The sequence below is a fragment of the Gracilibacillus sp. JCM 18860 genome (assembly GCF_055395245.1).
Genome location: NZ_AP043868.1, coordinates 2,145,694 through 2,171,847, shown reverse-complemented (window position 1 = coordinate 2,171,847; position 26,154 = coordinate 2,145,694). Strand labels below are relative to the sequence as shown.

Below are 26,154 nucleotides of genomic sequence, written 5' to 3'. Positions count from 1 at the left end.
ACACTTCTAACAAGTAAAAAGCCCCATACAGATAGAGCTTTATTAGATAAGGAGGACTTATGGAACAAACCTTTGAAAAGAATATGTCTCATTTCTTTACTGGAGTTTTTCTCGTCTTAATACCTTTATTTATTCTAGATCGCCAGCATCATTTAGAACTACTTTATACACTTGTTGGATTCTACACATTCGTACAAATAGTAAGGGATTACATTTGGAAACTATCCTTAGAAGATACCAAAGGCATATTATTTTTATGCTTCCAGCTTTTAATAGTTTCTATCATTATAAGTGTCGACCAGTCTTTTATCTCACAGGTATACTTACTTGTTTTAATAGGGGAGGTTGTTTTTCACCATCCATTAAAGGTAAGTATTCCGTTTGCTGCCACTGGATATATCACTTTTGTCGTCGGAAAATGGATAGCGTTTGGGTTTCCATCCTTTCAGGAAATAAGCTTTATTATACCTAGGATTACCGAATTCCTTGTGGTCTTTTTGTTCAGTTATATGGTGTCTAAGTCAGTAAAACAAAAGCAAATGCTTGAAGAAGCCTATGAAAAAATTAAAGCATCTTCTTTGAAATTAGAGGAGAACGTGATTATTTCGGAAAGAAGACGCTTTGCTCGTGAAATGCATGATACCATCGGCCATTCTTTTTCCACATCCTTGATAGGATTACAAGCCGTAATCGCTTTATTGGAAACGAATAAAGCAGAAGCGAAAGAAATGCTACAAAAAATACGAGGTAATTTAGATAAAGGGCTACAAGAAGTACGTCAATCTGTTCATTATTTACAGGAAAGTCATTTTTTTATTGATTTTGAAACTGCTGTCCGTGCATTATTAAACGAAACGGTGGAGCAAACAAGTGTTATCATAGATCAAGATTTACAAATTGAAGAAGAATGGATGAAACCAGCTCAGGAAATAGTTATTTATCGTGCGTTGCAGGAAGGTTTAAATAATGGAATTAGACATGGAGGAGCAGATCGTTTTTTCTTAAGTATTAAGACAGAAGAGAATCTTCTCCATTTTCGACTAGAGGATAATGGCTCAGGTATTGAGAAGACAAAAGTGGAAAAGGGCTTTGGCTTAACAGCAATGGAGGAGAGAGTGAAGGAAATAGGCGGTAGCTTTCAGATGGATTATGATAATAGAAGAACAGGACTTGCACTTATCATTGTGTTACCTCGGGAGCAAGTAAACTTTGGAGAAATGTAGGGTGGAATTATGAGTGAAAATCAAGTGAAGTTAATGGTGGTAGATGACCAAAAGCTTATATGTGATGGCCTTTCCGTTGTCCTCAATCAAATGGATAATTTGGAGGTTATAGCAATTGCCAATGACGGTAAAGAGGCTATTGATAAAGCGGAAGAACTACAGCCAGATGTGATTTTAATGGATATTCGAATGCCAATAATGGGCGGAATAACTGCAACGAGTATCATCAAAGAAAAATACCCACAAATAAAAATTCTCATGCTAACCACTTTCTCAGATGATGCCTATATTTTAGAAGCATTAAGAAATGGAGCAAGTGGTTATGTATTGAAGGATATGAATGTAGTGGATTTGGCTAAGGTTATCCATCAATGCAATAGTGGACAAATAATCATCCCGCAATCTATTCAGCCCATGCTTATGCAATTATTGCAAAAAACGGAAAGAAACGAAGATCCCTTGTCAGCAATCAGAGAAAAGCTACAATCGAGAAATATTCACCTTACGAAAGCGGAAGCAGATGTACTAAAAGAAATATTAAATGGTAAATCAAATAAGGAGATTTCAGATTCCTTGTTTCTTTCCATAGGAACGATCAAAAATTATACGAGTAAGCTTTATCGAAAGCTTGGAGTGTCGAGTCGTGCAGAGGCAATTATTTTAGTGAAAAACCTATAGCATCCTATACGCTTTAAGGGATTAACAACAACAAGGTTTATGGAATGGCAGCTATGTACTTAAAGCGTTCGTGCTTTTATGTTTTTGACTTCACCAGTGTTTCTTTTAATTGACTATATGTTTTCAGAAAAATGGCTACATCCTTTTTTGAAACTCCCTGAATTTTGGCTAAATAAATAAGCCTTAACCACTCTTGGTCGATTCGTTTTGACTCTAACGAAGGTTGTTTCGATTCCCTTTCCATTTTAACCACTCCATTACGAAAGATAAATTTCATCCTCATCATATCTTTTCTTTCCACTTTAAGAAAGATAACGAAAGTCATTTATTTCATAGAAAAGTCATCTATTCGTCATGAGACATTCGGTTTAATTGAGGAGTCAATTAATATCCAAAAGAACACCTCTTTATGCATATTCATGGATATTTATACAATTACTAAAGCGGATATAAAGAATAAAAAGCTGAAACGATAGCGAAATGATTAAATTTAATTAGGAGTATCTTATGGAAAGCTTTCGAATTTTTTATTCTTTTTTGGAAACATTATTGCATGAAAATACAAAATAGAGTATAATTATAAAATATCACATACGGAAAATTGTATAGGAGGATAACAATCGTGAATGTAGCAATTATTGGTGGAACAGGATATGGTGCGGTTGAATTAATTCGATTTTTATATAATCATCCCAATGTTACATTAACTACTATTATTTCGCATTCCAATAGTGGGACTTCCTTTTCTGAAGTATATCCACATTTATCTGATCTTGTAAATGTAGAGATGGAATCGTTTGATGAAGATCAACTAGCGAAAGAGGTGGATATAGTCTTTTTTGCTACTCCATCCAATGTTAGCAAACACCAGATTCCTAAATTAATAGATAAAGGGATCAAATGTATTGATTTATCTGGAGACTTTCGCTTAGAAGACCATGAATTATACGAGCAATATTACGGAGAGGAAATGGCAGAAGCTAAATATATAGATCAAGCAGTTTATGGACTAAGTGAAATAAACAATGAGAGCATTAAAGGTGCTAGCTTAATTGCTAATCCTGGCTGTTATCCTACTGCTACGACGTTAGGTTTAATACCGGTTTTAGCAAATGATATGGTCGAACGGAAAAATATAATAATTGATGCCAAAACAGGCGTTTCAGGAGCAGGTAGAAGCTTATCATTGAATACTCATTTTTCAGAAATGAATGAAAATTTCAAAGCCTATAAGATTGGTAATCACAAACACATTCCCGAGATTGAACAAGTATTATCAAAAGCGGCCGAAGAGGAAATTCAAATCACCTTTACTCCTCATATTGTCCCGATGACTCGAGGAATCATGAGTACAATGTATGTTGATTTAAAGGAAAAACAATCGACTAATCAATTGATTGCATTATATGAAGATTTTTACAAGTATCATCCTTTTGTTCGGATAAGGAAAGAGGGAGTTTTTCCACAAACGAAAGAAGTTTATGGTAGCAATTATTGTGATATAGGATTATATGCTGATCAAAGGACAGGAAAGCTTATTATTGTATCTGTGATCGATAATTTAGTCAAAGGTGCATCAGGCCAAGCAATTCAAAATATGAACATAATGAACGGATGGGAAGAAACGACTGGATTAACTCAGTTGCCGATTTATCCATAAGGAGTGGAGAACGAATGTATAACGTACAACAGGAGAATTTTAAGGTATTAGAAAATGGAAATATAGCCACAGCTAAAGGATTTCATGCAGGCGGTTTGCACTGTGGTATACGGAAACAAAAGATCGATTTTGGATGGTTTTATTCTGATGTACCAGCCCAAGCAGCTGGTGTATATACGACCAATGTATTCCAGGCAGCACCGCTTAAAGTAACACAAGAAAGTATTGCAAAAGAAAATAAGCTACAAGCAGTTGTCGTGAATTCTGGAATTGCCAATGCTTGTACAGGTGAACAAGGTCTAACGGATGCCTATGATATGCGGAAGCTTTTCGCTGAAACAGTTGGTGTGGAAGAACATTTAGCAGCCGTCGCTTCTACAGGCTTAATCGGAGAGCTTTTGCCAATGGAGAAAATTCAAACGGGTATTAGTCAAATTCATACAGCCGAACATCAAGGTGCGGAAAAATTCGAAACAGCTATTCTAACAACGGATACACATGAAAAAGGAATCGCCATCGAATTAGAAATAGATGGAGAGAAAGTAGTTATCGGTGGTGCGGCAAAGGGTTCTGGTATGATACATCCAAATATGGCGACAATGCTAGGTTTTGTAACAACGGATGCAAACATTTCGTCAGAGCAATTATCGACTACACTAAAAAAGATTACTAATCAATCGTTTAATATGATCACAGTAGATGGAGATACAAGCACGAATGATATGGTTTTAGTTTTAGCCAATGGCAAAGCAGGTAATCAGCCATTAACAAACGCCCATTCAGATTGGGAGACTTTTTACTCCGGATTAAAGTTTGTTTGTGAGTATTTAGCAAAAGAAATTGCGAGAGATGGGGAAGGTGCGAGTAAGTTAGTCGAGGTAAACGTGGATGGCTCCTTCTCAGATGAATCTGCTCAGGCTATTGCAAAATCGATTATTTCTTCTAATCTTGTAAAAACCGCTCTACACGGTGCTGATGCTAATTGGGGGAGAATTATTACGGCTATAGGCTATAGTGGTCAGTCATTAAATCCTGATAAGGTAAGCATTTATTTAGGAGATATCCTAGTTGTAGAAAACGGTATTCCCCACCGGTTTGATGAAGAAGAGGCCAAAAATTATTTGCTAAAGGATGAGGTGAAAATCCTTGCAAAACTAGGAGACGGAAACGGTAAAGCAACTGCTTGGGGATGTGATTTGTCCTATGAATATGTCAGAATTAATGCTTCTTATCGAACATAAGGAGGAAAGAAAACGTGAATAAAAAATACGTCGTGATTAAATGTGGTGGCAGTGTATTAGAAAAGCTGCCTCATTCTTTTTATCAAAATGTTGTCGATTTACAAAAGCAAGGCGAATGGCAGCCAATCATCGTTCACGGTGGAGGACCACTTATCTCTAAGCTACTAAAACAAACAGGAGTCCCTACTACATTTGTCAATGGTTTAAGGGTGACAACGCAAGAGGTGCTTGATGTAGTAGAAATGGCGCTGAGTGGTTCTATCAACAAACAGATTGTTAGAAAGCTAGTAGAAGCAGAGGGCAAGGCATTTGGCATCAGTGGTATCGATGGAGGACTGTTAACAGCAAAGCCGGTAGACAATAAGGAGGATATGGGCTTTGTTGGTGAGGTTACGAATGTGAATACCATGATCATCAAGGATTTAGTAGAAAAAGGATTTATACCAATTATTTCTCCGATTGGAATCGATGAGTCAGGTGAGCGTTTTAATATTAATGCCGATATGGCTGCATCTGCGGTTGCCCAGAGCTTAGGTGCAAAGCTTTGTTATATAAGTGATATTCCAGGAATCTACGAAGAAAAAAATGGACAAAAGCATATTTTTCATCAATTGGATCAAGTAAAAGCCAATCAACTCATAGACTTAGGGGTCATAGCAGGTGGCATGATTCCAAAAGTACAGTCAGCGATTAAGGCCTTACATCAACATGTCTTGGAAGTCTCTATTATAGATGGGATAGAACCAGATGGATTATGGCAGTTTATGCAAGGAAAAGAAATTGGTACTAGAATTCTATTAAATAAGGAGGGAAAGAGTCATGTCTGAGAAGGTAGAATTGAACCCAGTTATGAGTACATACGGCCGTTTTCCAATCACATTAGTGAAAGGGAAGGGGAGCTATGTATGGGATGAGGAAGGGAAAAAATATTTAGATTATTCATCAGGTATAGCGACATGTAACTTAGGACACGTTCCTGATGTAGTAGAAAAGGCTGTTCAAGAGCAATTAGGACACCTTTGGCACTGTTCTAATTTATACCATATTCCGTCACAAGACAAGCTCGCACAATTGCTTGTCGCAAATAGTTGTGGAGATCAAGTATTTTTTTGTAATAGTGGTGCAGAGGCAAATGAAGCAGCATTAAAAATTGCTAAAAAATATGCAAAGGATCAATTTCTTAAAGAGATACCACAGATTGTGACATTTAAAAATTCCTTCCATGGACGAACGATGGCCACGTTATCTGCAACAGGTCAGGAGAAAATACATCAAGGCTTTACTCCTTTAACACCAGGCTTTTCTTTCCTGCCTTTTAATGATTGGGATGCACTGGAGCAGTTAACATCGATGAACCCAGATGCTGTTCTCATAGAATTAGTTCAGGGAGAGGGTGGAGTTTTACCTGCCGATAAAGAATGGTTGAAGCAATTGGCAAAGGTATGCTATGATCAACAAATTCTACTTATGGTAGATGAAATTCAAACAGGAATGGGACGAACGGGTACTCTTTTTGCATATGAACAGTATGAAATCGAACCAGATGTGATTAGCTTAGCAAAAGGGCTTGGATCAGGTATTCCAATTGGGGCAATTATTGCCAAGGAGCATGTGGCGAAGGCCTTCAGTCCTGGAACTCATGGTAGTACATTTGGAGGAAATCCGATTGCTACAACGGCGGGAGTTGCAACAGTGACGGAGCTAACGACTACAAACGTTTTGAATGAGGCGAACGAAATGGCTCATGATATTTGGACAGGGTTAGAGAAAATCGCAGCTAAATCCAATACAATCAAACAATTACGTGGTATGGGATTACTAATTGGACTAGAACTAGACAAACCAGCAATTGATTATGTCAATAAAGCTCGGGAAGATTATCAATTACTAGTCATTGTAGCAGGACCGAATGTTTTACGTATTTTACCTCCATTAACGACAACGAGAGAAGAAGTGGATCAATTTTTAGCAATTATGAAGCAGCTGTTTATATAATATGGCATTGAAAAGGAACGCTATCGTAGCAGCATAAACTTAAGTGATAGCGTTCTAGGTGTAACAGAATGGATGAATTGCATGAAGGATAACGGCTCGGCAATTGCCGAGTTTTCTTTATTATGATAAAATAATTCAGAATTCTAAGAGCAAATGCGGTAGAATAGTAATAAATAAAGAATGAATGGAGTAAAGAGGGATCATTAATGAAGACATATATGAAAGAAAAAATAGACACTTTTCGTCAGGAACACAAAAATCGTGCAAGACTGTTAATTAATTGTCCTGATCAGCCAGGTATTGTGGCGGCAGTTTCACAATTTCTTTATGAGCACAATGCTAATATTATTGAGTCCAATCAATATTCGACAGACCCGGACCGTGGTGAATTCTTTATGCGGATCGAGTTTGAAATACCGGAGCTGAAAAGCCAAATAAAAAATTTGGAAGAAGAGTTTCAAGCAATTAGAAAGCAATTCGACATGGAAGCAACCTTTAAATATGTAGATCAATTAAAGAAGGTAGCTATTTTTGTTTCCAAAGAGCCCCATTGCTTATTAGAGCTTTTATGGGAATGGCAAAGTGGTGATATGATAGCGGATATTGGACTAGTCATCAGTAATCACGAGACATCTAGAGAAATTGTAGAATCTTTAGGCATACCGTATTACTATATTCCAGCAAACAAAGATATCCGTGAGCAAGTCGAGCAAAAACAAATTGAGCTACTGAGAGAATATAATGTGGACTTAATCATTCTCGCTCGATATATGCAAATTTTGACACCACATTTTGTTGGAACCTTTAAAAACCAAATTATTAACATCCACCATTCCTTTTTACCTGCTTTCATCGGTGCCAAACCGTATGAGAGAGCATATAATCGTGGAGTTAAATTAATTGGGGCGACTTCTCATTATGTAACCAATGATTTAGATGAAGGTCCAATAATCGAACAGGATATTAGTCGTGTAGATCATCGAGATAATGCAGAGGCAATGAAGAAAATAGGCCAATCAGTAGAGCGTAGCGTCTTAGCGAGAGCGGTCAAATGGCATTTGGATGATCGCATTATTGTATATGGAAACAAAACCATCGTATTTTAACAGGGAAAGCATGTGACTCTTATGTGAGCCATATGCTTTTCTTTTATGTTCTGTTACCGAAATATCCTCCTTGCATAGAATATGGTGGAGGTGTTTTCGGTGAATCGTTTTATGAATGTATTGAAAAAAGGTAACCAAGTTTACGTAGAGGCAATGTATCCTACTTGCTTTAAAATATATAAGGACCGTCAGTTTCTAATGGCTACAGATCAAAATCGCATCATCTCATTTGAAGTGGAGGATTATGTCAAGTCGATAACGATACTTGGCTATTATAATGATCTGATCGTCAGAGAGGATTACTTTCTATCAGATGATAGGGAGCTTGATCGAGATCGCGATTTTCGACCTGGAGATATATTAGTAGCAAGCGATAATGTCAAGAAGGAGTTATCAGGATATATGGGGCATAGTGCTCTCGTAGTGAATGAAAAAGAGGTCGTAGAAGCAGTAGGAGGACATCCAGCTATCACGAAAGATCCGATAAAAGACTTTTTACGGAAACACCCAATTCACGCACAGTTTCGTCCTAAAAATAAAGAGGTCGGGGAGAAGGTGACCGAATTTGCTCTTCAATATTACGAAAAATACCAGGAAAATTTAGATCAAGGGATTAAAAAACCGATTTTTTCTTTTCAATTATCTCAAAATCTAGATGATTTATGGGAATTTACTTATTGTTCTAAGCTGATCTGGCTTTGCTATCATTATGGGGCAGGATACACATTTGAAAATGATGACTTATGGTTTTCTCCAGAGGATTTGTATCATAATTTAATAGATAATGAAGCATTTGAATTAGTTTACAGACATCCAGATCTTCAATTTTTAATCGATACTTAGTAGAGAATGACGCAGAAATTTGGGTTATTTCATGGTTAGACTCATAATAAAAATACTTCATTCCATTGATGTGTCCTTCAATGGAGTGAAGTAATCGGTATTTTTATACTATTTTCAACAAAATTAAACACCTATTTTTCAAAAATGTATTGCTTTAAAAATTCATTGCGAAACTTTCCGTCTGGATCATACTTCCTAACTAGCTGTCTAAATGCTGGCAGTTGTTTATAACGTGTTTGCAGCTTTGTTGGGTCCATTGTGAACAGCTTCCCCCAATGTGGTCTTGGTTGGAATGGTTCGAGTACTGCTTCTATTTTCGGTAGTACTAGCTTCACTTCATTCCAAAGATCCTTCCATGTAAAATGGATCCCAATCGAGTCCTGCTTATAGTTCATACTCATCCAAAGGTCGTCAGCTTTAATACTTCGAAGCTCTGAAACTAATAATAATGGGGCAATTTCATCACGCAGTCCATTCAGTTTTTTCATTGCATCACTTATATGATGACGTGATAATATATACTCACTTTGTAGTTCTTTACCACTACTTGGAGTAAAGTTCATTTTGAAATGTGCTAAACGGTCGTGCCATGGTCCTAGAACACCTAATTGCTCGGTACAATGCTCAGCCCCATGACCAGAGATTGGATGGAGATTCACGTTGGCGAGCTCTGCGCCATAGAAATCTGTATTTAACTCGACAGCATCTTGTTCAGTGATTGTCTGTTTAAGCCAGACTTGGTTAAATCGTTCCTCCTGCCAGTCAGTAAATAAACTAACACTGTAGGCGCTAGCATAAATTTCATCATAATATTGATAAAATTCGTGAAAGGATAGATTTTGATAGACCACTTGTCTCACTTGAAAATCTGGTATTAAATCAAGTGTAAGCTTTGTAATAATACCAAATGCACCAAGACTTACGGACAAGCCTCTCATCTCCTCTTCATGCTCTTCTCGTGTTAACGTAATGATTTCTCCATTTCCATTAACGAATTCAATACCAGATACAATTGTAGCGAGATTTCCATTTTTATCACCAGATCCATGGGTTGCTGTGGCACAAGCCCCCGCCACGGAAATGTGAGGCAATGAAGCAAGGTTATGTAATGCCAGCCCAGTTTCACCAAGATATTGACAGACATCACTATACTTCATTCCTGCTTCGACGGTTATTTTTTGCTTCTCTTTATCAAAATCTATCACCCTATTTAATTGTTCAAGTGAAACGATATGCTCGTTAGAATCCGCAATATGATTAAACGAGTGACGAGACCCTACTACTTTTAATCGGTTACATTTTTTTACTAACCGTTGTATTTCTTCGACACTTTCAGGTATATGCCAATTGCTTGCGTGATAGGTGTAATTACCTGCCCAATTGCGTTGTTTTGTCATTTTGTAAAGCTCCTTTTTCATACAATGCTTGTAGAATATTCACTTGACCGTACAAAGTCGTCGCTAATAGAATAGCACAGAATGTAGAAAAAAAGTAGTGAAGGATGCCAGAGGGGCCGGGATCCCCCTGCACCCTAGTCTCTATAGATCTTTAATACCTGATCATTAGGTAGATGCAAGGTGACCTCTAATGGATTACTATCTGTTGGTATTGCATCATACGTTATTTCAAATGTCGTTCCTGTTATATTGGTACTGTAACCATTGCTTAACAAATTTATTTTTTCTCCGTTTACGATCAATTCCATTTGTTCAAAATTTAAGCTTTCTATCAGCTCCTTATCACCTTTTCCTTTAATGATCGTAGAAGTTGGGGAAGCTTCTATTGTTTGAAAAGTTAACAGTGCCTCATTTAGGATAACTTTCTCATTAATGGTTTGCTTAATCGTGTGTCCCATTGCTTTTTCTGGATTATAAGAGAAAGTGAGTGTTTCGGTTGTTTCGTGAAAATGTACGGTTAATTCCTTCGCAAAGCCGTTAGGAGTCTCAAAGCTATGTGTCCCTCTTATTACCTTTTCATCTTCACTGACTTCCCCCATACCACTTTCATGGGATGCGTTTGTCAAAAATCCTGTGATATTGATTGGCTGGTGATCATATTCGGTATTTTTTACGATAGAGCCGGGACTTTCTAATGTGTAGAACATAATTAATTGATTCTCATCAACGATAATACCATCTATGGTAAAAGTAGTACCATCTTCAAAAGTAATACTTTTATTAATGGTCTGCCCCATGCCTGAATCATTTAGTTGCTGTAATGTATTGGAAATAACAGGATCATAGCCAATGATTTTTTTACCGTAATAGGCAAGGCTTTGGTAATTATAGCCGATAAGAATACTTATAATAATAAGTGCTGCAAGCCTTCGCCAAACTTTACCTGAACGTCGTTGCTTTTGATTTGGAAGATGATCGAGTCTGTTACGCAAGCGTGATTCCAATTCCTTTGGTGCATGAACTTTTTGTAATTGCTCCTTTTCTCGCTCAAATTGTTGTTTCATTCTACCCATCTTGCTCACCTCGATATAAATGATGTAATTTCTTTAAACCATAATAAATTCTAGATTTCACCGTCCCTATGGATGTATTGGTTATCGAACCAATTGTTTTCAAATCCAGGTCATGCAAATACTTGAGTCGAATCACTTCTGCTTGCTGTGGAGTTAACTTTGCAAGCAGATGATCTAGGTCAATCTGGGTGTCTGTTAATTCAAATGCATGATGGGATGTTGCAAATTTGTCTAGTTCTTTATCATCTAAAAATTCCATTCTTTTTCTTTTTCGGAAAGTATCATAACAACACCTGACAAGGATGGTTTTACTCCAGCTATAGAAGGATTCGCGTTTTTGCAATGTATGAATTTTTTCATAAAGAATCACAATCATATCCTCCATCACATCAAGGGCGTCATGTTCATTTTTCATATAGGACCATGCAAGGCGGTAATAGTCGTCTTGTTTTGCTAGAATTAGTTGTAAAAGTGCTTCTTTATTGCCGTTTTGTGCTTTCTTCACAAGCTTGACTGTCAAGTTGTTGCCCCCTTTCTCTAGATAAGAGATCTGAATAGGGAAAAAAGTTCATATCATTTTTCCTGAAATTAGTTTACCATGTAAGGACACATTGAAATGCCCAGTTTTTCAATAAAATCATTGTAAAAAAAGAAAATCCTTTGGTGAATTCTTGATATCGTACACTTTTATCTGTGTTTTTTGAAAATATTACTCCATGATTGTCATCATGTTATGTAGTATAATTGGTATATCGAATATGTAAAAATTTACGGAAAGGAGAAGAAGTATTATGGAAAATAGTGAGGGTAAGATGATTATTCAGGCCATTAGGGAATTGTCAGTCAAAGTAGATCAAATTAGTGGCTTTAATCAACAATTAACAGAAAAAATGGACAAGACCCAAAAGTCCTTGGATCAACTAACAGAGCGAGTGGACGAGACCCAAAAGTCCTTGGATCAACTGACAGAGCGAGTGGATGATAATCAAAAGTCATTACAACAATTAACAGAGAAAGTTGACCAAAATCATACTGCATTATCAAAACGGATGGATAGTATGGAAGAGAAAATGGACTATATTCAACACAAACTGATCGAACATGATCAAGATATTTATACATTAAAGCGAAAGGTGAGATAGGGTATAAAAATAGAGCTAGTCCGCAATGTGAAAATAGATAGCTGAATTAGTTATCAAACAACGAACCCCCCATCACTCGACATTTATTTACCTTTCATAACATCCTTCAGTTTGCTTTTATCTTTATTCGCAACAAACTCGTCAAAGGCAACTTAATCTTATCCAACCCTGATTTGAACTTTTACTTGAATGAAACCTTTTCCATTTTCATGACGTATAGAGAAGGGAGAGGAGCTTAAACCATATGAAAAAGACCATAATATTACTTGCATTTGTTTTTTCTATTTTTTTACTACCTCAGGATGTTTATGCTGTGGATTTTTCCATTACAAACACAGAGATTAACGCTTACTTACAGGAGAATGGTGATGTACAGGTCCAAGAGCAGCACACCTATCGTTTTGAAGGTGATTTTAATGGCATTACACGCTCCATAATTCCAAAAGAACAAACAAAAATAGAAGGCTTTCAAGCATTTGAAAATGGTAAGCCTTTAGAGGTTGAATTAGAAGAGAACGTTTATAAAGTCTATCGAAGTGGTTCCGATCAGAAGATTTTGATTGATCTCACTTATACGATAACTAATGGAGTGGAAGTGTACACAGACTTGGCACAATTTTACTGGCCATTTTTTGACACTAGCAATGAATCAACATATCAAAACATGGACATTTATATCCACCCGCCTCAAGCTTCGGAAGAGGTAATTGCATTGGGTTATGATGAGGCATATGCTACATCGGTTATAGCTTCAGATGGTGTGGTCCATTTTGCTATGGGTGAAGTAGAAAGTGGGACGAAAGGAGATATAAGAGTAGCATATGATCCTAATCTGTTCCCTGCTGCAAGCCTCTTAGCCGATAAAACGATTCGAGATGATATTCTAGCTGATCAGGCCGAACTTGAGCAAGAAAGACAGAATTATGAGAATAGGCAGGAGTTGTTAAATCGTATTTCTCCTTATATCATAGGTGGGTTATCTATCTATTTATTGTTACTTGTAGTAGTAGCATGGAGAAAGAAGAACAGTAGATTATTAGAAATAGAACGTGTCTCTTTATCATCGCAATACTTGCCAAATCAAGAAATGAGTTTACCAGCCACCATGCTATATATGAGAAATATGTCTCCTAGTAGTGAGCTCATCTCAGCTTCATTGATGGATCTAGTAAGAAAAGGATATGTCAAAAAAGATGGTGAAAGTAAATTTGTTATCGTAGATTGTACTACAGATTTTCCACATGAGAGCATATTGATCGAATGGTTATTCCATAAAATAGGCGAAAACGGGGTATTTACCTTATCCGATCTTTCTGCCTATACAAAGGTGAAAGGGAACCATTCCACTTACAGCAGTGACTTTGCCAAATGGATTCAAGCAGTAAAAGAAGAGGTTAAACAGAGCCACTTAGTTGAAAAGAAAAAAGGCTTAAGATGGACAATAGGTATAGTCAGTCTGTTAACAATGCTTTTTGCGATCATACTAGGTGTTCATTCGCTTTTTATGTGGATGTTTTTCTCGATCATCTTAGCATTCGCGTTGTTGCTCTTTGCGATCATTTATCAACCTAAAACCCTTCGAGGTCATCGGATTAGACAGCAATCGAAAAAAATCAGCCTCAATTACGACAATATCAGTGAAAAAGACTGGAATGACTGGATGACTGATGAGCAAATGCAATCATTTATTTACGCGATAGGTACAGGGAACAAGTCGATGCAGAAAAAATTTGAACAACTTAGCAAGAGCTTGTCTTTACCTTCTACTACGGATCACAACATGCAATCACATGATGTGATGATGTTTATCCTCATTGCAAGCACCTTAACCAATCAATTTGACAAAGCGGATTCCACCGTTTCTGCCTCTACTAGCAGTGGGAGTGTTACTGGTGGAGGAACAGGCGTAGGTGGTGGCGGTGGAGGTTCAGGTGCTTTTTAATTGAACTGCCCCCTGTCAAGTAGACAGGTAAATAAACAAAATATTTTGTGCCATGTATGGTTTCCATGCATGGCTTTTTTATGCTGGAATTCTTAACCCCATCTTCAACGTCACGCGCTTTGTATTATAAAATTCAATATAAGCCTCAATATCTTTTTCTAATTCCTCAAATGTGTTATGAGTGGTTAGTCGATACATCTCTTCCTTGATGATCCCCCAAAAGTTTTCCATCGGACCGTTATCAATGCATTTACCAACACGCGACATGCTTTGGGTAATCTGGTGTTCTTCCACAAAACGTTTAAATCCATGGGACGTATATTGAAAGCCGCGATCACTATGAAATAATGTTTTCGCTGGTATAATGGTATCTTTAATCTGAGTAATCGTATCTCGTACTAAGGCATTGTTATTATGTCGGGATAATTTATAGGCTACAATTTTATTTTCACCATAATCTAAGACGGCACTTAAATAAGCTTTCGAATGAACTCCGTACTTAAATTCAGTGACATCTGTTAATAAGACCTCCATCGCGTTATACTCTGCTTGAAATTCTCTATTTAGGACATTTTCAGCCACGTGTTGCGGTTTATGTGGTCTATAGTTGTAACGTTTCCGACGGATAACGGCTTTTAAGCCTACTAAGCGCATCAAGCGGTACACACATTTATGATTCACTTGAGCGTTAAGGAAGTGGTTGAGATAGATCGTGATTCGACGATAACCATAAATCCCTTTATGTTCGTCATATATCTTTTGAATGCAAGCGCTCAAGTGTCTTAAGCGCTTCTCTGTTTTTGTTGGTTTCCGATGGAACCACTTATAATAACCCGAGCGACTCACACCTAATGCTTCACAAAGTATGGTTATTTTGAATCCCTTTTTTTCGAGTTTTTTAATGGTTTGGTATTCGGCCTCATGCCGCGTTTGCGTAACATCAACTCTCTTTCCTCTTCTTCTAACTTTTTTAACGCAGTATTCTCTGTTTCAAGGTACTCATTTCGTGCTTTTAATGCCTCAATTTCCGTTCGTAACTTTTCTTCATCTGTTTGGATCTTGTCTGGCTTTCCGCGACCTCGTCCATCTACCAGCCCGTCAGGGCCATGCTCTTTGTACTTTTGAACCCATGAATAAACATTATTATAAGAAACTTGATATTTTTTAGCTGTTTCCTTATACAATAAACCAGTATTTAAACAATCTTTGACGATTTCAATTCTCTCTTCTTGTGTCGTTTTTCGACTCTTCATCGTATACACCTCGGGTTTGGGAGAATAACTCCTATTCTTTTCCCCTCTAGTATACTTGATGATCCAACTTCTTACAGTATCAGGATTTGGAATATTATATTTCCGAGCTAATTGTTTAAAGGGTATACATTCTACGAGGTACTCGTTAATAACGGACTGTTTAAACTCTTCACTGTAATGATTATTTCTTGATGTCGTTTGAATTCCTTTTAGACCATGATTTTGGTATCTCAGCACCTTTTGACGAAAGGCCGATTCACTTAATAATAAACCAAATGTTTCACGTAATTCTTTAATACTTATTCCATCTTTCAGATACATTTGAATATACCATTCCAACTCTTCAGCTGTATGCTTACTATTTAAACGCATAAAAATCCCCCTAAAGTAGTTTTACTTTTTTAAGTGTCTACTTTAGGGGGAGCATATCAAATAGTGGTGACTGAAACCTTTATTTATTGTTATTGGAAACAAACGGTCTAGTGACAAAAGGTGGCGAAGAATTACAATCACACCAACTAATTTTATAATTTTTTTCTGAAATTCGTATTTCTTTATTGAATGTACGTACGAATTATATTATCATAAAGATAAACCTTTTCACACATACGTACAAGAAAGAGAAAAAAGGAATAGATCAGATAAGGAAGGTGAAGGAATTTGCTAGAAGAGCTGAAACAACAGGTTTTAGAAGCGAATAAGGATTTACCTAAATATGGACTTGTTACCTTTACTTGGGGTAATGTAAGCGGTTTCGACAAGGATTCCGGTCTTATGGTGATCAAGCCTAGTGGAGTTGACTATGATGAATTGAAAGCAAATGACCTTGTCGTATTGGACTTGGATGGGAATATTGTCGAAGGCGAGTTGAATCCTTCTTCTGATACACCTACTCATCGATTGCTGTATCAAAAGTTTTCTGGAATCGGAGGAGTAGTTCATACTCATTCACCTTGGGCGACTAGTTGGTCTCAAGCTGGAAAGGGTATTCCTGCGTTAGGAACAACACAGGCTGATTACTTTTATGGGGAAATTCCATGTACAAGACGAATGACAGAACAGGAAGTCACAGGAGAGTATGAATGGGAGACAGGTAAGGTGATTGCCGAAACCTTTGAGAATATCAATCCATTGCAGGTTCCTGGTGTACTTGTGCACAGCCATGCTCCTTTTAGTTGGGGGAAAGACCCTTATGAGGCCATTCATAATGCAGTTGTTCTCGAGGAAGTAGCCAAAATGGCACTACACACCTATCAGATTAACCCAAATATTAGAGACATGGATTCATTTCTTTTAGATAAACATTATTTAAGAAAGCATGGAGCAAACGCCTACTATGGCCAGGATAAAAAATAACAAACATCAGTGACCATTCAATGAGTTTAGCTAAAGCTATTCAACAATAAGGAGGAATTTATGATGTTAGAAATTAGACCATATACCTTTTGGTTTGTGACAGGAAGTCAGCATTTATATGGAGAAGACGCGATTAAAGAGGTAGAAACAAACTCACGCAAAGTCGTGAAGGGTTTAAATACGGAAGGCAACCTTCCATTTGAAATAGAATTTAAAGAAGTGCTTACAACAGCGAATGATATTCATGCACTAATGCTAAAAGCAAACACTGATGAGAATTGCGCTGGCGTTATTACATGGATGCATACGTTCTCCCCTGCTAAAATGTGGATTGCAGGTTTAAAAACATTGCAAAAACCATTATTACATCTTCATACGCAATTCAATCGTGATATCCCATGGGAAACCATCGATATGGATTTCATGAACTTGAACCAAGCAGCACATGGGGATAGAGAGTATGGATTTATCGGTACGAGAATGGACGTATCACGTAAAGTAGTCGTTGGTCATTGGCAAAGCAAAGAAGTAGCGACAAAAGTTGCAGATTGGATGAAAACCGCAGCTGCGGTTGCAGAAGGTACAAATATACGTGTCGCTCGCTTTGGTGATAATATGCGTAATGTTGCGGTTACGGATGGAGATAAGGTCGAAGCACAAATTAAATTTGGCTGGGTCGTGGATTATTACGGCATTGGTGATCTTGTGGAGGAAATGGAGAAGGTTACAGATCAAGAGCTTGACACACTGTTCCAAGAATACGAAGAGCTCTATGAATTGCCGGAAGAAGCGAAAGAACCAGGCGCCGTTCGTGACTCTATTTTAGAGCAAGGAAAAATTGAGCTAGCATTAAAGTCTTTCTTAGCAAAAGGTAATTACACCGCATTTACAACAAACTTCGAGGATTTACATGGTATGAAGCAGCTACCTGGACTTGCAGCTCAACGTTTAATGGCAGAAGGGTACGGCTTTGCTGGAGAAGGTGACTGGCGTACAGCAGCACTTACTCGTTTCATGAAAATTATTGCAGATAATAAAGGTACTTCTTTTATGGAAGATTACACTTATCACTTAGAGCCTGGCAATGAAATGATTTTAGGTTCTCATATGCTGGAGGTTTGCCCAACCGTTTCTGCTACAAAGCCTCGTATTGTGGTGAACCCACTAGGAATTGGCGGTAAAGAGGATCCTGCTCGTCTCGTATTTGATGGTCGTGGTGGAGATGCAGTGAATGCTTCCTTAGTTGAAATGGGTGGCCGCTACCGTTTAGTGATAAATGAAGTGAAGGCAGAACAACCACAGAAGGAAACACCGAACCTACCAGTTGCCAAGGTATTATGGAAGCCACAGCCGTCCTTAAGTGAAGCAACAGAAGCTTGGATTTATGCTGGTGGCGCACACCATACAGTGCTTTCATTTGAGGTAACGACAGATCAGCTGTACGATTTCGCTAACATGGCGAAGATTGAATGTGTCGTTATAGATAAAGACACGAACTTAAGACAATTCAGAAATGAACTGAAATGGAATGAAGCCATTTATCGTTAAGGTTCGAACAGTTAGAGATCTACATTTAAGTAGATCTCTTCTGTTTATCAACAAGAAATGCTTGACAGCGTATATGGTTAGTTTATGCTTGTATGTAGAGTGCTTTTTTCGAGCTTCTATGAGGAAAACATAATTTCCACTCAAAGCTCAAAACTAAAACCCGATTCTAGAAGGGTTAATTCCATAAAAAAACACGTAAACCGTAATAAAGACAGGTTCAATGAGGTGTAATTGATGCAAACAAAATATAATATTGTCAAGCAAGCTATTAAGTCTCAAATATTAGATGGTACCTATCAGCCACATCAAAAAATAAGCTCTGAAAGCGAATTAATGAAGCAATTCGGTGTAAGTCGTCATACGGTAAGACTAGCGATTGGGGATTTAGTCAACCAGGGATGGCTTTATCGAGAACAAGGTGCTGGAACTTTTTGTGCAGATCGTTCCAGAGAGGATGCCATTGGACGTAATCAACAAAAAAATATAGCTATTATAACTACCCATATTTCTGATTATATCTTTCCGTCTATTATCAGAGGAGCAGAATCCTATTTAAGTCAGCAGGGCTATCAAGTTAGTCTCTTTAGCACAAATAACAATCATGAAAACGAACGGAAGTTTTTGGAAAAAATATTAACCCAACATTTTGATGGGGTCATTATCGAGCCAACAAAGAGTGCTGTGACGAATCCGAATATAAATTATTACTTAAATCTAGAAAGACAAAATATTCCTTATTTAATGATTAATGCTTTTTATGACGAGCTAGAGCCTTTTCATATTGTCATGGATGATGAAAAGGGTGGGTTTTTACAAACAGAACATTTAATCGAATTAGGTCATGAGAATATCATTGGATTTTTCAAAAACGATGATACACAAGGCACAAAGAGAATGAAGGGTTATCTAAAAGCACATCGAAAGTACAATATTGAAATTTTACCAAATAATATTGTCACTTATAGCACGGAGGAAAAGTCGACAAAGCCAATGGAAGTACTGAAAAAGCTTCTGGAGGAAAAGGACGAAAAACGGCCAACTGCTATCGTGTGTTATAATGATGAGTTAGCTATTAAGCTACTAGATGTCATTAGAGAATCAGAGCTTCAAGTGCCAGAGGATATATCTTTAATCGGGTTTGATGACTCGTTTATGGCAGAAGTAACCGAGGTGAAGCTAACAACGATCGCACATCCTCAAAGTGAGATGGGTGAATTGGCTGCGAAGGTTATATTGGATATGGTGAAGCAATCGAAGGGGACAAAGAAGCAATCGACAACAGAAAATGACTTAATTCGTTTCGATCCAAGGCTAGTAATCAGGAATTCGACAGCACCGTTAAAAAAGAAAAAATAATGATAGAAGCATACAATTGGTATGCTTTTTTTATACTTTCTTAACGTATAAAATTTTTGCAGGAAGTAATGTGATGAAGCGAAAATCTTAAAGTCTAACGAAGAAGAAAAGCTGACGCATCGAGTTAAAGACGAGCGAATGCGAGTTTTTCTAATGTGCAAAAACTAGAAAAACAATCAAAAATATTACCAACGTATTGTATTAAAAACAATATTTGTTATACTAGTAGTACGTACAAATTTATCTTTATGCTTATGGAAACGCTATCAGTTATCTGTTACATTCTTAGTTAATTGATTGAATAAAGTAATAAGGTGAGGGGGCTTTTATGTGGAGGCGAAATATAAAAAAATAAAACGATCGATTAAATCAAAAATTTTGGAAGGGCTGATTATGCCTCATGAGAAGATCAGTTCAGAAAGTGAATTGATGCGTCAATTTAATGTGAGCAGACATACAGTGAGACTTGCATTAGGAGAGTTAGTAAGTGAGGGATGGCTATACAGGGAACAGGGTGCTGGTACGTTTTGTACGGATCGGACGAATCGGGATCAGTATCAATCACAGGAAAATCCAACGAAAAATATTGCGATAGTTACAACCTATATATCGGAATATATCTTTCCCTCCATCATAAGAGGTGCAGAGGCACATTTAAGTAAAGAAGGCTATCATGTTAGTATTTTTAATACAAATAATAAATATGACCAAGAGAAGCAAATTTTAAGTAAGATCTTAGCAGGGAACTATGATGGGATTATTATCGAGCCAACTAATAGTGCTTCTTCTAATCCAAATTTACGCTATTATTTGAATTTAGAAAGAGAGAATATACCATATGTTATGATTAATGCCAGCTATGAAGAACTAGAACCAGTAAGCTTTATGATGGATGATGTGAAAGGTGGCTATCTTCAAACAAAGCATTTAATCGAATTAGGTCATCAACATATTGCTTGTATTTACAAAACAGACGATGCGCAAGGACAAAAGCGTCTCAAGGGATATATCAAGGCACATCGGGATTTAGATATTTTATTAAACCCGAAAAATATAATAACTTATCAAACAGAAAATGAATTAAGTACCCCTATAGCAGGGTTGAAAAAACTGCTAAATAATAAACTTGACCGTCCAACTGCTGTCGTGTGCTATAATGACCAATTAGTGCTACGGTTGATGGATTATTTAAGAGAGGAAGGGCTAAAAATACCAGAGGACTTATCCTTTGTAGGCTATGATGACTCCTTACTCTCCGCGATATCTGAGGTTAAACTCACCTCTGTCATCCATCCTAAAAGTAGACTAGGTCTGGATGCTGCCAAAGCGATTATTAGTATGATAAAGAAGAATGATGGGATTCGTTCTAATAGGGGCATATCCAAATTGTACGAACCAGAGCTACAGATACGTCAATCGACGATCAGACTTAATAAAAATCTAGCAAAGGTAGAATAGTTCTTGAGTTACTATTGTCTTTTCCAAAAAAAGAAGGACTTATATTTATTAGCTATTTCAAATAGAACATGCACTCAAGCGATGAGTGCATGTTTTTATGTTGAAAACTATTAGTTACTTCTCAACAACAAAATGTAAACGCAAACAAAAAACAAAAAATAGGATATGAAATCTAAAAATAATTTATTCACACCAAAATCATATTATGGGAAAATGATTAATAAGTTAGGATGAGCGGATTCTTAACTTGTTCGTTCATATAGAGGTGGGTACACCCTACTTATTAGTAAGTGCTTCTTCAAAGAGAAAAGGGAAGGGGAGATTTGCCGAGGTCTAGTTATTTATAGATTAATTGAAAGCGCTATCTTTATTTTTATTCAGTAATGAGGGGGTAAAAGGATGAAAAAAATAATCAATGTATTTTTACTGAGTGCACTCATGATATTACTTCTTGCTGCGTGTAGTAATGACGAAGCATCCAAGGAAAAACAAGAGACAGAGGATGGGAAAGTAGTCTTATCTGGTCTTATTACAAAACATCCTTTGACTAAAGATTTGGCAGATATGGAGTGGTTACAGGAAGTAGAGGATAGAGCGGGAGTGGAAATCAAATGGGAGGAGGTCACTGCTGACTGGGATCAAAAAAAGGGGGCAATGTTAGCGGGTGGTGACATTCCAGATATACTAATAGGGCCGAATGTTATAACAGATGCCGATTTTGCTAAATTTACAGGTTTATTTGAGGATTTGGCTCCTTTAATCGAAGATCATGGCCCGAATATACAAGCAATGTTTGAACAGCAACCAGATACAAAGGTACTAGCAACACAGGATGATGGGGCGATTTTTGGTTTGCCAAAATATCAACGATTCTGGCCACAAACTGCGACTATGCAATTTATAAATAAACAATGGCTTGATAATTTAGGTTTAGAAGTCCCGACAAATTGGGATGAGCTATTCGAAGTGTTAATGGCATTCAAGGAAGAGGATGCAAATGGAAATGGTGATCCAAACGATGAAATACCAATGGACTTTTCTCCAGTAGGAACAGGTGGATTCGGATTCTTCCAACCAAGTGTATTATTGGGGAGCACTGGAATAACGATCACTGGAGGTGGAGGGCAAGGTTATTTTCTTGAGGATGGAGAAGTGAAAAACTTCTTTGTGGATGAACGCTATAAAGAGGTTGTCGCCTTTTTAAATAAATTATATTCCAATGGTTTAATCAATCAAGAAGTCTTCACACAAGATTATACGAAATATCAATCAGTTGCTCGAGGTAGTGGAAAAGATGCAACAGTCGGCTATACGTATGGCTGGGAAAGCATGGACAGATTCGGTCTGAATGTGTCCGATCAATATGTAAGCTTTGCTCCAATGAAAAAGTCCGCAGATTACAATGGTGAGATTTCTTGGTCATATGATTATAATAGCTTGAATTATGGTGTGAACATGGTAGCACTATCTTCAGGGGCAAGTGATAAAGAAGCTGCTATGAAATTTATTAATGAGCTATACAATCCGGAGGTAAGCTTACAAGTATTATTTGGTTCACTTGGACCTAATATTGAAAAGGCGGATGATGGCTCTTATAAGATTCTTCCACCAAAGGATGAGGAGATGGATCCAGGAACATGGAAATGGACATCTACCTGGGCAGATAATGGCCCGATGTTTATATCCGATGAGTTACAAGTGGAATTAGGAACAGATATGCAGGCAGTCGGTGCACAACAAGAGCCGTTTGATAAAGCTTTTGAGACATTGGATAAAGAAAATGATGTATTCCCTGGTATGTTCTTGAAATATTCAGATGCCGATAATAATCAGATGAGTCTCATCAACACAGACTTTATGAATCTAGCAATGGCAAAGTTCTCAGAATGGGTAACAGAAGGCGGAATTGAAGAACAATGGGGTGGCTATGTAAAGGAAGTAGAAGCTATTGGCCTGCAAACAAACCTAGATATTATTCAAGGCTATTATGATGATTATAAAAGTAACCACTAGATAATCATGCATCCAAATTAAGAGTCTGGGACATAACAAAATAGGAAGATGGAGATACTCATACTTTCCTACCCTATTGTCCCGGCTCTTTGCACTACGAGGGGGGAGAATAGATGGCTGTTTCAGAAATGAATAGTTCTTTATCAGAACAAAAATCCAAATCTACTTATAAAAAGCCGAATATTTTTAATACATTTAAGCGGGATCATCAGCTTTGGATTATGATACTACCTGCGATAATTTGTGTGATTATTTTTAACTATATTCCCATGTATGGCATTCAGTTAGCCTTTCGAGAGTATGATTTCACCGCTGGCCTAACTGGTGGGGAATGGGTAGGATTGCAGTACTTTGAACAATTTATTAAAAGTCATATGTTTACAGATCTCATTAGAAATACTTTAGTGATCAGTATTACTACGATTGTTGTAGGGTTTCCTGCTCCTATTATTCTTGCGTTATTAGTAAACCAAATTCGTTGGAAAAGAGGTAAACGAATATTACAAACAACCGTTTATCTTCCACATTTCATATCGATTGTTGTTTTAGTTGGTTTACTGAATGTCTTGCTTTCTCCTAATACTGGATTAATTGGTCTGCTCATCGCAAAAATGGGCTTTGAAGGTACTAATCTGCTAGCATCCACAACAGCATTTGTACCTGTATATGTTCTTTCAGATATTTGGCAGCATGTTGGTTGGAACAGTATTATCTATCTTGCGGCATTATCGAGTGTGGATCCACAGCTGTACGATGCTGCTAAGATTGATGGGGCTAATCGGTGGCAGATCATTCGAAATGTGGAAATACCTGCGATTATTCCAACCATCATCATTTTATTAATTTTAAATATGGGAACCGTTATTAGTACAGGCTTTGAAAAAATATTCCTTATGCAAAATTCATTAAATTTACCAATTTCTGAAGTGATTGAAACATATGTGTACAAAATCGGGATTATTTCTAATCAGTTTAGTTATGCAGCAGCCATTGGATTGTTTAATACATTAATAAACTTTACCCTATTAGTTATTGTCAACTCCATTGCAAAACGCGTAGCTAAAATTAGCCTTTGGTAACGGAAAACATATTAGGAGGAGGAAATGCCATGACATCGATTACGATGAATCGTATTAAAAATAAAAAAGCCTCAGATCTCATCTTTGATGCATTTGTTTTCGGGTTATGTATCATCATATTTTTTGTTATTGCTTATCCTTTATATTTTATTGTGATCGCATCAGTAAGTGACCCGACCTTAGTATCAACTGGAAAAGTATTTCTCTTCCCGCAAGGATTTAGCTTTTTTGGATATGAAGAGATATTTAAGGATGCAAGGATATGGATTGGTTACCGAAATACATTGTTTTATGCTGTTGTAGGTACCTTTATTAATTTATTATTTACACTTCCTGCAGCCTATGTCTTATCTCGTCAAGAATTTCGCGCTAGAAGATTTCTTATGTTTTTCTTTGTCTTTACGATGTTTTTCAATGGTGGGTTAATCCCAACATATTTACTCATGAAGGATTTAAGTTTAATAGATACACCCTGGGTCTTCATATTTAATCCACTTACGGTTAATGTTTTTAATCTCATCATTACACGTACCTTTTTTGAAAGTAACATTCCGAATGAGATGTACGAAGCTGCAACGATTGATGGCTGCTCCCATTTCAAGTTTTTTAGCAAAATTGTATTACCACTATCTAAGGCCGTTATCTCGGTTATCGGTTTATATTACTTAGTATGGCACTGGAACGACTTCTTTACTGGCTTAATTTATATTCGTAACTATGATTTACAGCCACTACAGATTGTTTTGCGAGATATATTATTATCAAATCAAGTGTTTGCGGAAGGTGCAGGAAGTGGTGGTACAGGTGGAGGATATGCACAGAGGTATGCCGATCAAATTAAATATGGAGTGATCATTGTCTCCTCCTTACCAATTCTTATCCTCTATCCATTCATTCAAAAATACTTTGAAAAAGGTGTTTTAATAGGCTCTGTAAAAGGATAGAAGCAATTAAGAAGGACCTGACTAACGATAGTCAGGTCCTTTTTAAATGGGATAAGGACATATATGGATCGATTCCTTATGCTTCTTTTTGTGTGGTGAAAAATGTAAGAGAATATTTCATGATTGGGTATGCAATACTGCTTACACCTAGAAAAGGTAATAAAACCGGAAATCGATAGAATATATAGAAAATTACAAGTATACAGACAACAAGTGCAATGGTTTGTAATGGTTTACCAATTAATAAAATGAAAGCATATTTTACATAGGTAATAGGCTTTAACTGAAAATGAACATACACGGGTAAAAAATACATAGCCACAAGTAGAAATAGAATCAGTAATCCATAGGTTAAGATCATGAGTACGGAATTAAGTAATGATGTTTCTAGTTGCCCAATTATCCGTATATTGAGAAACAGAATGCTACCTATTAATGTCATCCCATAACCATACAGATTTGCTTTGACCAATTCTTTCTTGAAGTAATAGAAAAAGGTCTGGAATAATTTTATATCACCGGAAGCTTGAAAGTCCTTTCGAAATGTTGCATAAATCGCAACAGTTGCTGGAAATACCCCTAAAAAGATAAACCCCGATAAAGAAAGAAGTATCCAACATATATTGAGGATAAATAATTTATACATCCACTCACCGAAAGAAAAATACCACGTGCTTAAATGAGACATTATTTCACCAACCTTTCATTAGGATCAATCCTTGTTACACAAAAAAGGTAACCGCTTGCAATGGATTTCTTAACTAATATATTACACAAAAGTAAAAGACACGTAAATAACTTTTCCAATAATAGAAAAAAAGGATATACAATCAAAAGGAAAGATAGA

The 26,154-nt window shown here is 36.9% G+C and carries 23 protein-coding genes and 1 pseudogene; 17 read left to right on the top strand and 7 right to left on the bottom strand.

Translation table 11 applies throughout. The features are described from left to right. The first annotated feature begins 59 nt into the window (after window positions 1-59). Both ACZ5R4_RS10915 and ACZ5R4_RS10910 read left to right on the top strand, forming a co-directional pair. Window positions 60-1,223, top strand: a complete 1,164-nt coding sequence (locus ACZ5R4_RS10915) for a sensor histidine kinase (protein ID WP_464367298.1) — start codon at window positions 60-62, stop codon at window positions 1,221-1,223. A gap of 9 nt (window positions 1,224-1,232) precedes the next feature. Then, window positions 1,233-1,901: a response regulator transcription factor gene (locus ACZ5R4_RS10910; RefSeq protein WP_277678020.1), complete on the top strand. Its 669-nt coding sequence runs from the start codon at window positions 1,233-1,235 to the stop codon at window positions 1,899-1,901. A gap of 76 nt (window positions 1,902-1,977) precedes the next feature. On the opposite strand, the gene ACZ5R4_RS10905 is transcribed toward ACZ5R4_RS10910, so the two are convergent. Continuing rightward, a complete protein-coding gene (locus ACZ5R4_RS10905; RefSeq protein ID WP_464367297.1) occupies window positions 1,978-2,226 on the bottom strand; it encodes a hypothetical protein in 249 nt (82 codons plus the stop codon). 297 nt (window positions 2,227-2,523) lie between these two features. Between ACZ5R4_RS10905 and argC the strand changes: the two genes are divergently transcribed. The 6 genes from argC to ACZ5R4_RS10875 all read left to right on the top strand — a co-directional run bounded on the left by argC (window position 2,524) and on the right by ACZ5R4_RS10875 (window position 8,746). Further along, window positions 2,524-3,561, top strand: a complete 1,038-nt coding sequence (gene argC, locus ACZ5R4_RS10900) for an N-acetyl-gamma-glutamyl-phosphate reductase (protein WP_347834980.1) — start codon at window positions 2,524-2,526, stop codon at window positions 3,559-3,561. 14 nt (window positions 3,562-3,575) lie between these two features. After that, a complete protein-coding gene (gene argJ, locus ACZ5R4_RS10895) occupies window positions 3,576-4,802 on the top strand; it encodes a bifunctional ornithine acetyltransferase/N-acetylglutamate synthase (protein ID WP_109983101.1) in 1,227 nt (408 codons plus the stop codon). 14 nt (window positions 4,803-4,816) lie between these two features. Continuing rightward, on the top strand, window positions 4,817-5,629 hold the full coding sequence (argB, locus tag ACZ5R4_RS10890) for an acetylglutamate kinase (protein WP_109983100.1): 813 nt from the start codon (window positions 4,817-4,819) through the stop codon (window positions 5,627-5,629). Then, window positions 5,622-6,797 carry an acetylornithine/succinylornithine family transaminase gene (locus ACZ5R4_RS10885; protein WP_464367296.1) on the top strand — a complete coding sequence of 392 codons (1,176 nt, stop codon included), beginning with the start codon at window positions 5,622-5,624 and terminating at the stop codon, window positions 6,795-6,797. Before argB ends, ACZ5R4_RS10885 begins: the two co-directional genes overlap by 8 nt. 206 nt (window positions 6,798-7,003) lie before the next feature. Then, window positions 7,004-7,903: a formyltetrahydrofolate deformylase gene (purU, locus tag ACZ5R4_RS10880; RefSeq protein ID WP_109983098.1), complete on the top strand. Its 900-nt coding sequence runs from the start codon at window positions 7,004-7,006 to the stop codon at window positions 7,901-7,903. Window positions 7,904-8,002: 99 nt separating this feature from the next. Continuing rightward, window positions 8,003-8,746 (top strand): C40 family peptidase, encoded by a 744-nt coding sequence (locus tag ACZ5R4_RS10875; protein ID WP_109983097.1) that lies wholly within the window; start codon window positions 8,003-8,005, stop codon window positions 8,744-8,746. 131 nt (window positions 8,747-8,877) lie between these two features. On the opposite strand, the gene ACZ5R4_RS10870 is transcribed toward ACZ5R4_RS10875, so the two are convergent. The 3 genes from ACZ5R4_RS10870 to ACZ5R4_RS10860 form a co-directional block, all read right to left on the bottom strand. Next, complete coding sequence (locus ACZ5R4_RS10870) at window positions 8,878-10,143, bottom strand: FAD-binding protein (protein ID WP_109983096.1); 1,266 nt, start codon at window positions 10,141-10,143, stop codon at window positions 8,878-8,880. Between the two features lie 134 nt (window positions 10,144-10,277). Then, window positions 10,278-11,207, bottom strand: a complete 930-nt coding sequence (locus tag ACZ5R4_RS10865; protein WP_464368461.1) for a DUF4179 domain-containing protein — start codon at window positions 11,205-11,207, stop codon at window positions 10,278-10,280. 1 nt (window position 11,208) lies between these two features. Further along, window positions 11,209-11,736: an RNA polymerase sigma factor gene (locus ACZ5R4_RS10860; RefSeq protein ID WP_054860182.1), complete on the bottom strand. Its 528-nt coding sequence runs from the start codon at window positions 11,734-11,736 to the stop codon at window positions 11,209-11,211. 271 nt (window positions 11,737-12,007) lie between these two features. Between ACZ5R4_RS10860 and ACZ5R4_RS10855 the strand changes: the two genes are divergently transcribed. Both ACZ5R4_RS10855 and ACZ5R4_RS10850 read left to right on the top strand, forming a co-directional pair. Continuing rightward, complete coding sequence (locus ACZ5R4_RS10855) at window positions 12,008-12,358, top strand: hypothetical protein (protein ID WP_054860183.1); 351 nt, start codon at window positions 12,008-12,010, stop codon at window positions 12,356-12,358. Window positions 12,359-12,602: 244 nt separating this feature from the next. Further along, entirely contained in the window at window positions 12,603-14,300 is a 1,698-nt protein-coding gene (locus ACZ5R4_RS10850; protein ID WP_464368460.1) for a DUF2207 domain-containing protein, read from the top strand. A gap of 78 nt (window positions 14,301-14,378) precedes the next feature. Here ACZ5R4_RS10850 and ACZ5R4_RS10845 read toward each other — a convergent pair. Beyond that, a pseudogene (locus ACZ5R4_RS10845) lies at window positions 14,379-15,212 on the bottom strand (IS3 family transposase); the annotation flags it as partial. Next, on the bottom strand, window positions 15,170-15,553 hold the full coding sequence (locus ACZ5R4_RS10840) for a helix-turn-helix domain-containing protein (RefSeq protein ID WP_464368475.1): 384 nt from the start codon (window positions 15,551-15,553) through the stop codon (window positions 15,170-15,172). The gene ACZ5R4_RS10840 and the pseudogene ACZ5R4_RS10845, both read right to left, overlap by 43 nt. A gap of 660 nt (window positions 15,554-16,213) precedes the next feature. On the opposite strand from ACZ5R4_RS10840, the gene araD reads away from it, so the two are divergent. The 7 genes from araD (at window position 16,214) to ACZ5R4_RS10805 (ending at window position 25,307) form a co-directional block, all read left to right on the top strand. After that, window positions 16,214-16,909 carry an L-ribulose-5-phosphate 4-epimerase gene (araD, locus tag ACZ5R4_RS10835; RefSeq protein ID WP_109984671.1) on the top strand — a complete coding sequence of 232 codons (696 nt, stop codon included), beginning with the start codon at window positions 16,214-16,216 and terminating at the stop codon, window positions 16,907-16,909. A gap of 63 nt (window positions 16,910-16,972) precedes the next feature. Beyond that, window positions 16,973-18,457 (top strand): L-arabinose isomerase, encoded by a 1,485-nt coding sequence (gene araA, locus ACZ5R4_RS10830; protein WP_054788455.1) that lies wholly within the window; start codon window positions 16,973-16,975, stop codon window positions 18,455-18,457. A gap of 234 nt (window positions 18,458-18,691) precedes the next feature. After that, window positions 18,692-19,813 (top strand): GntR family transcriptional regulator, encoded by a 1,122-nt coding sequence (locus ACZ5R4_RS10825; RefSeq protein ID WP_109984672.1) that lies wholly within the window; start codon window positions 18,692-18,694, stop codon window positions 19,811-19,813. Between the two features lie 330 nt (window positions 19,814-20,143). After that, the gene (locus tag ACZ5R4_RS10820; RefSeq protein ID WP_109984673.1) at window positions 20,144-21,271 is read left to right on the top strand and encodes a GntR family transcriptional regulator; all 1,128 of its coding nucleotides are present in this window, start codon (window positions 20,144-20,146) and stop codon (window positions 21,269-21,271) included. Between the two features lie 399 nt (window positions 21,272-21,670). Beyond that, the gene (locus tag ACZ5R4_RS10815) at window positions 21,671-23,284 is read left to right on the top strand and encodes an extracellular solute-binding protein (protein ID WP_464368459.1); all 1,614 of its coding nucleotides are present in this window, start codon (window positions 21,671-21,673) and stop codon (window positions 23,282-23,284) included. A 221-nt stretch (window positions 23,285-23,505) separates the two neighbouring features. After that, window positions 23,506-24,363 (top strand): ABC transporter permease, encoded by an 858-nt coding sequence (locus tag ACZ5R4_RS10810; RefSeq protein WP_245902338.1) that lies wholly within the window; start codon window positions 23,506-23,508, stop codon window positions 24,361-24,363. A 29-nt stretch (window positions 24,364-24,392) separates the two neighbouring features. Next, a complete protein-coding gene (locus ACZ5R4_RS10805; protein ID WP_109984676.1) occupies window positions 24,393-25,307 on the top strand; it encodes a carbohydrate ABC transporter permease in 915 nt (304 codons plus the stop codon). A gap of 76 nt (window positions 25,308-25,383) precedes the next feature. On the opposite strand, the gene ACZ5R4_RS10800 is transcribed toward ACZ5R4_RS10805, so the two are convergent. Further along, window positions 25,384-25,995: a YesL family protein gene (locus ACZ5R4_RS10800; RefSeq protein ID WP_109984677.1), complete on the bottom strand. Its 612-nt coding sequence runs from the start codon at window positions 25,993-25,995 to the stop codon at window positions 25,384-25,386. Window positions 25,996-26,154: the final 159 nt, after the last annotated feature.

Coding starts and splice junctions, on each gene's coding strand:
- ACZ5R4_RS10915 (WP_464367298.1), top strand. CDS start 60: ATGGAACAAACCTTTGAAAAGAATATGTCTCATTTCTTTACTGGAGTT.
- ACZ5R4_RS10910 (WP_277678020.1), top strand. CDS start 1,233: ATGAGTGAAAATCAAGTGAAGTTAATGGTGGTAGATGACCAAAAGCTT.
- ACZ5R4_RS10905 (WP_464367297.1), bottom strand. CDS start 2,226: ATGACTTTCGTTATCTTTCTTAAAGTGGAAAGAAAAGATATGATGAGG.
- argJ (WP_109983101.1), top strand. CDS start 3,576: ATGTATAACGTACAACAGGAGAATTTTAAGGTATTAGAAAATGGAAAT.
- ACZ5R4_RS10885 (WP_464367296.1), top strand. CDS start 5,622: ATGTCTGAGAAGGTAGAATTGAACCCAGTTATGAGTACATACGGCCGT.
- purU (WP_109983098.1), top strand. CDS start 7,004: ATGAAGACATATATGAAAGAAAAAATAGACACTTTTCGTCAGGAACAC.
- ACZ5R4_RS10870 (WP_109983096.1), bottom strand. CDS start 10,143: ATGACAAAACAACGCAATTGGGCAGGTAATTACACCTATCACGCAAGC.
- ACZ5R4_RS10865 (WP_464368461.1), bottom strand. CDS start 11,207: ATGAAACAACAATTTGAGCGAGAAAAGGAGCAATTACAAAAAGTTCAT.
- ACZ5R4_RS10855 (WP_054860183.1), top strand. CDS start 12,008: ATGGAAAATAGTGAGGGTAAGATGATTATTCAGGCCATTAGGGAATTG.
- ACZ5R4_RS10850 (WP_464368460.1), top strand. CDS start 12,603: ATGAAAAAGACCATAATATTACTTGCATTTGTTTTTTCTATTTTTTTA.
- ACZ5R4_RS10840 (WP_464368475.1), bottom strand. CDS start 15,553: ATGAAGAGTCGAAAAACGACACAAGAAGAGAGAATTGAAATCGTCAAA.
- araA (WP_054788455.1), top strand. CDS start 16,973: ATGTTAGAAATTAGACCATATACCTTTTGGTTTGTGACAGGAAGTCAG.
- ACZ5R4_RS10825 (WP_109984672.1), top strand. CDS start 18,692: ATGCAAACAAAATATAATATTGTCAAGCAAGCTATTAAGTCTCAAATA.
- ACZ5R4_RS10815 (WP_464368459.1), top strand. CDS start 21,671: ATGAAAAAAATAATCAATGTATTTTTACTGAGTGCACTCATGATATTA.
- ACZ5R4_RS10810 (WP_245902338.1), top strand. CDS start 23,506: ATGATACTACCTGCGATAATTTGTGTGATTATTTTTAACTATATTCCC.
- ACZ5R4_RS10805 (WP_109984676.1), top strand. CDS start 24,393: ATGACATCGATTACGATGAATCGTATTAAAAATAAAAAAGCCTCAGAT.
- ACZ5R4_RS10800 (WP_109984677.1), bottom strand. CDS start 25,995: ATGTCTCATTTAAGCACGTGGTATTTTTCTTTCGGTGAGTGGATGTAT.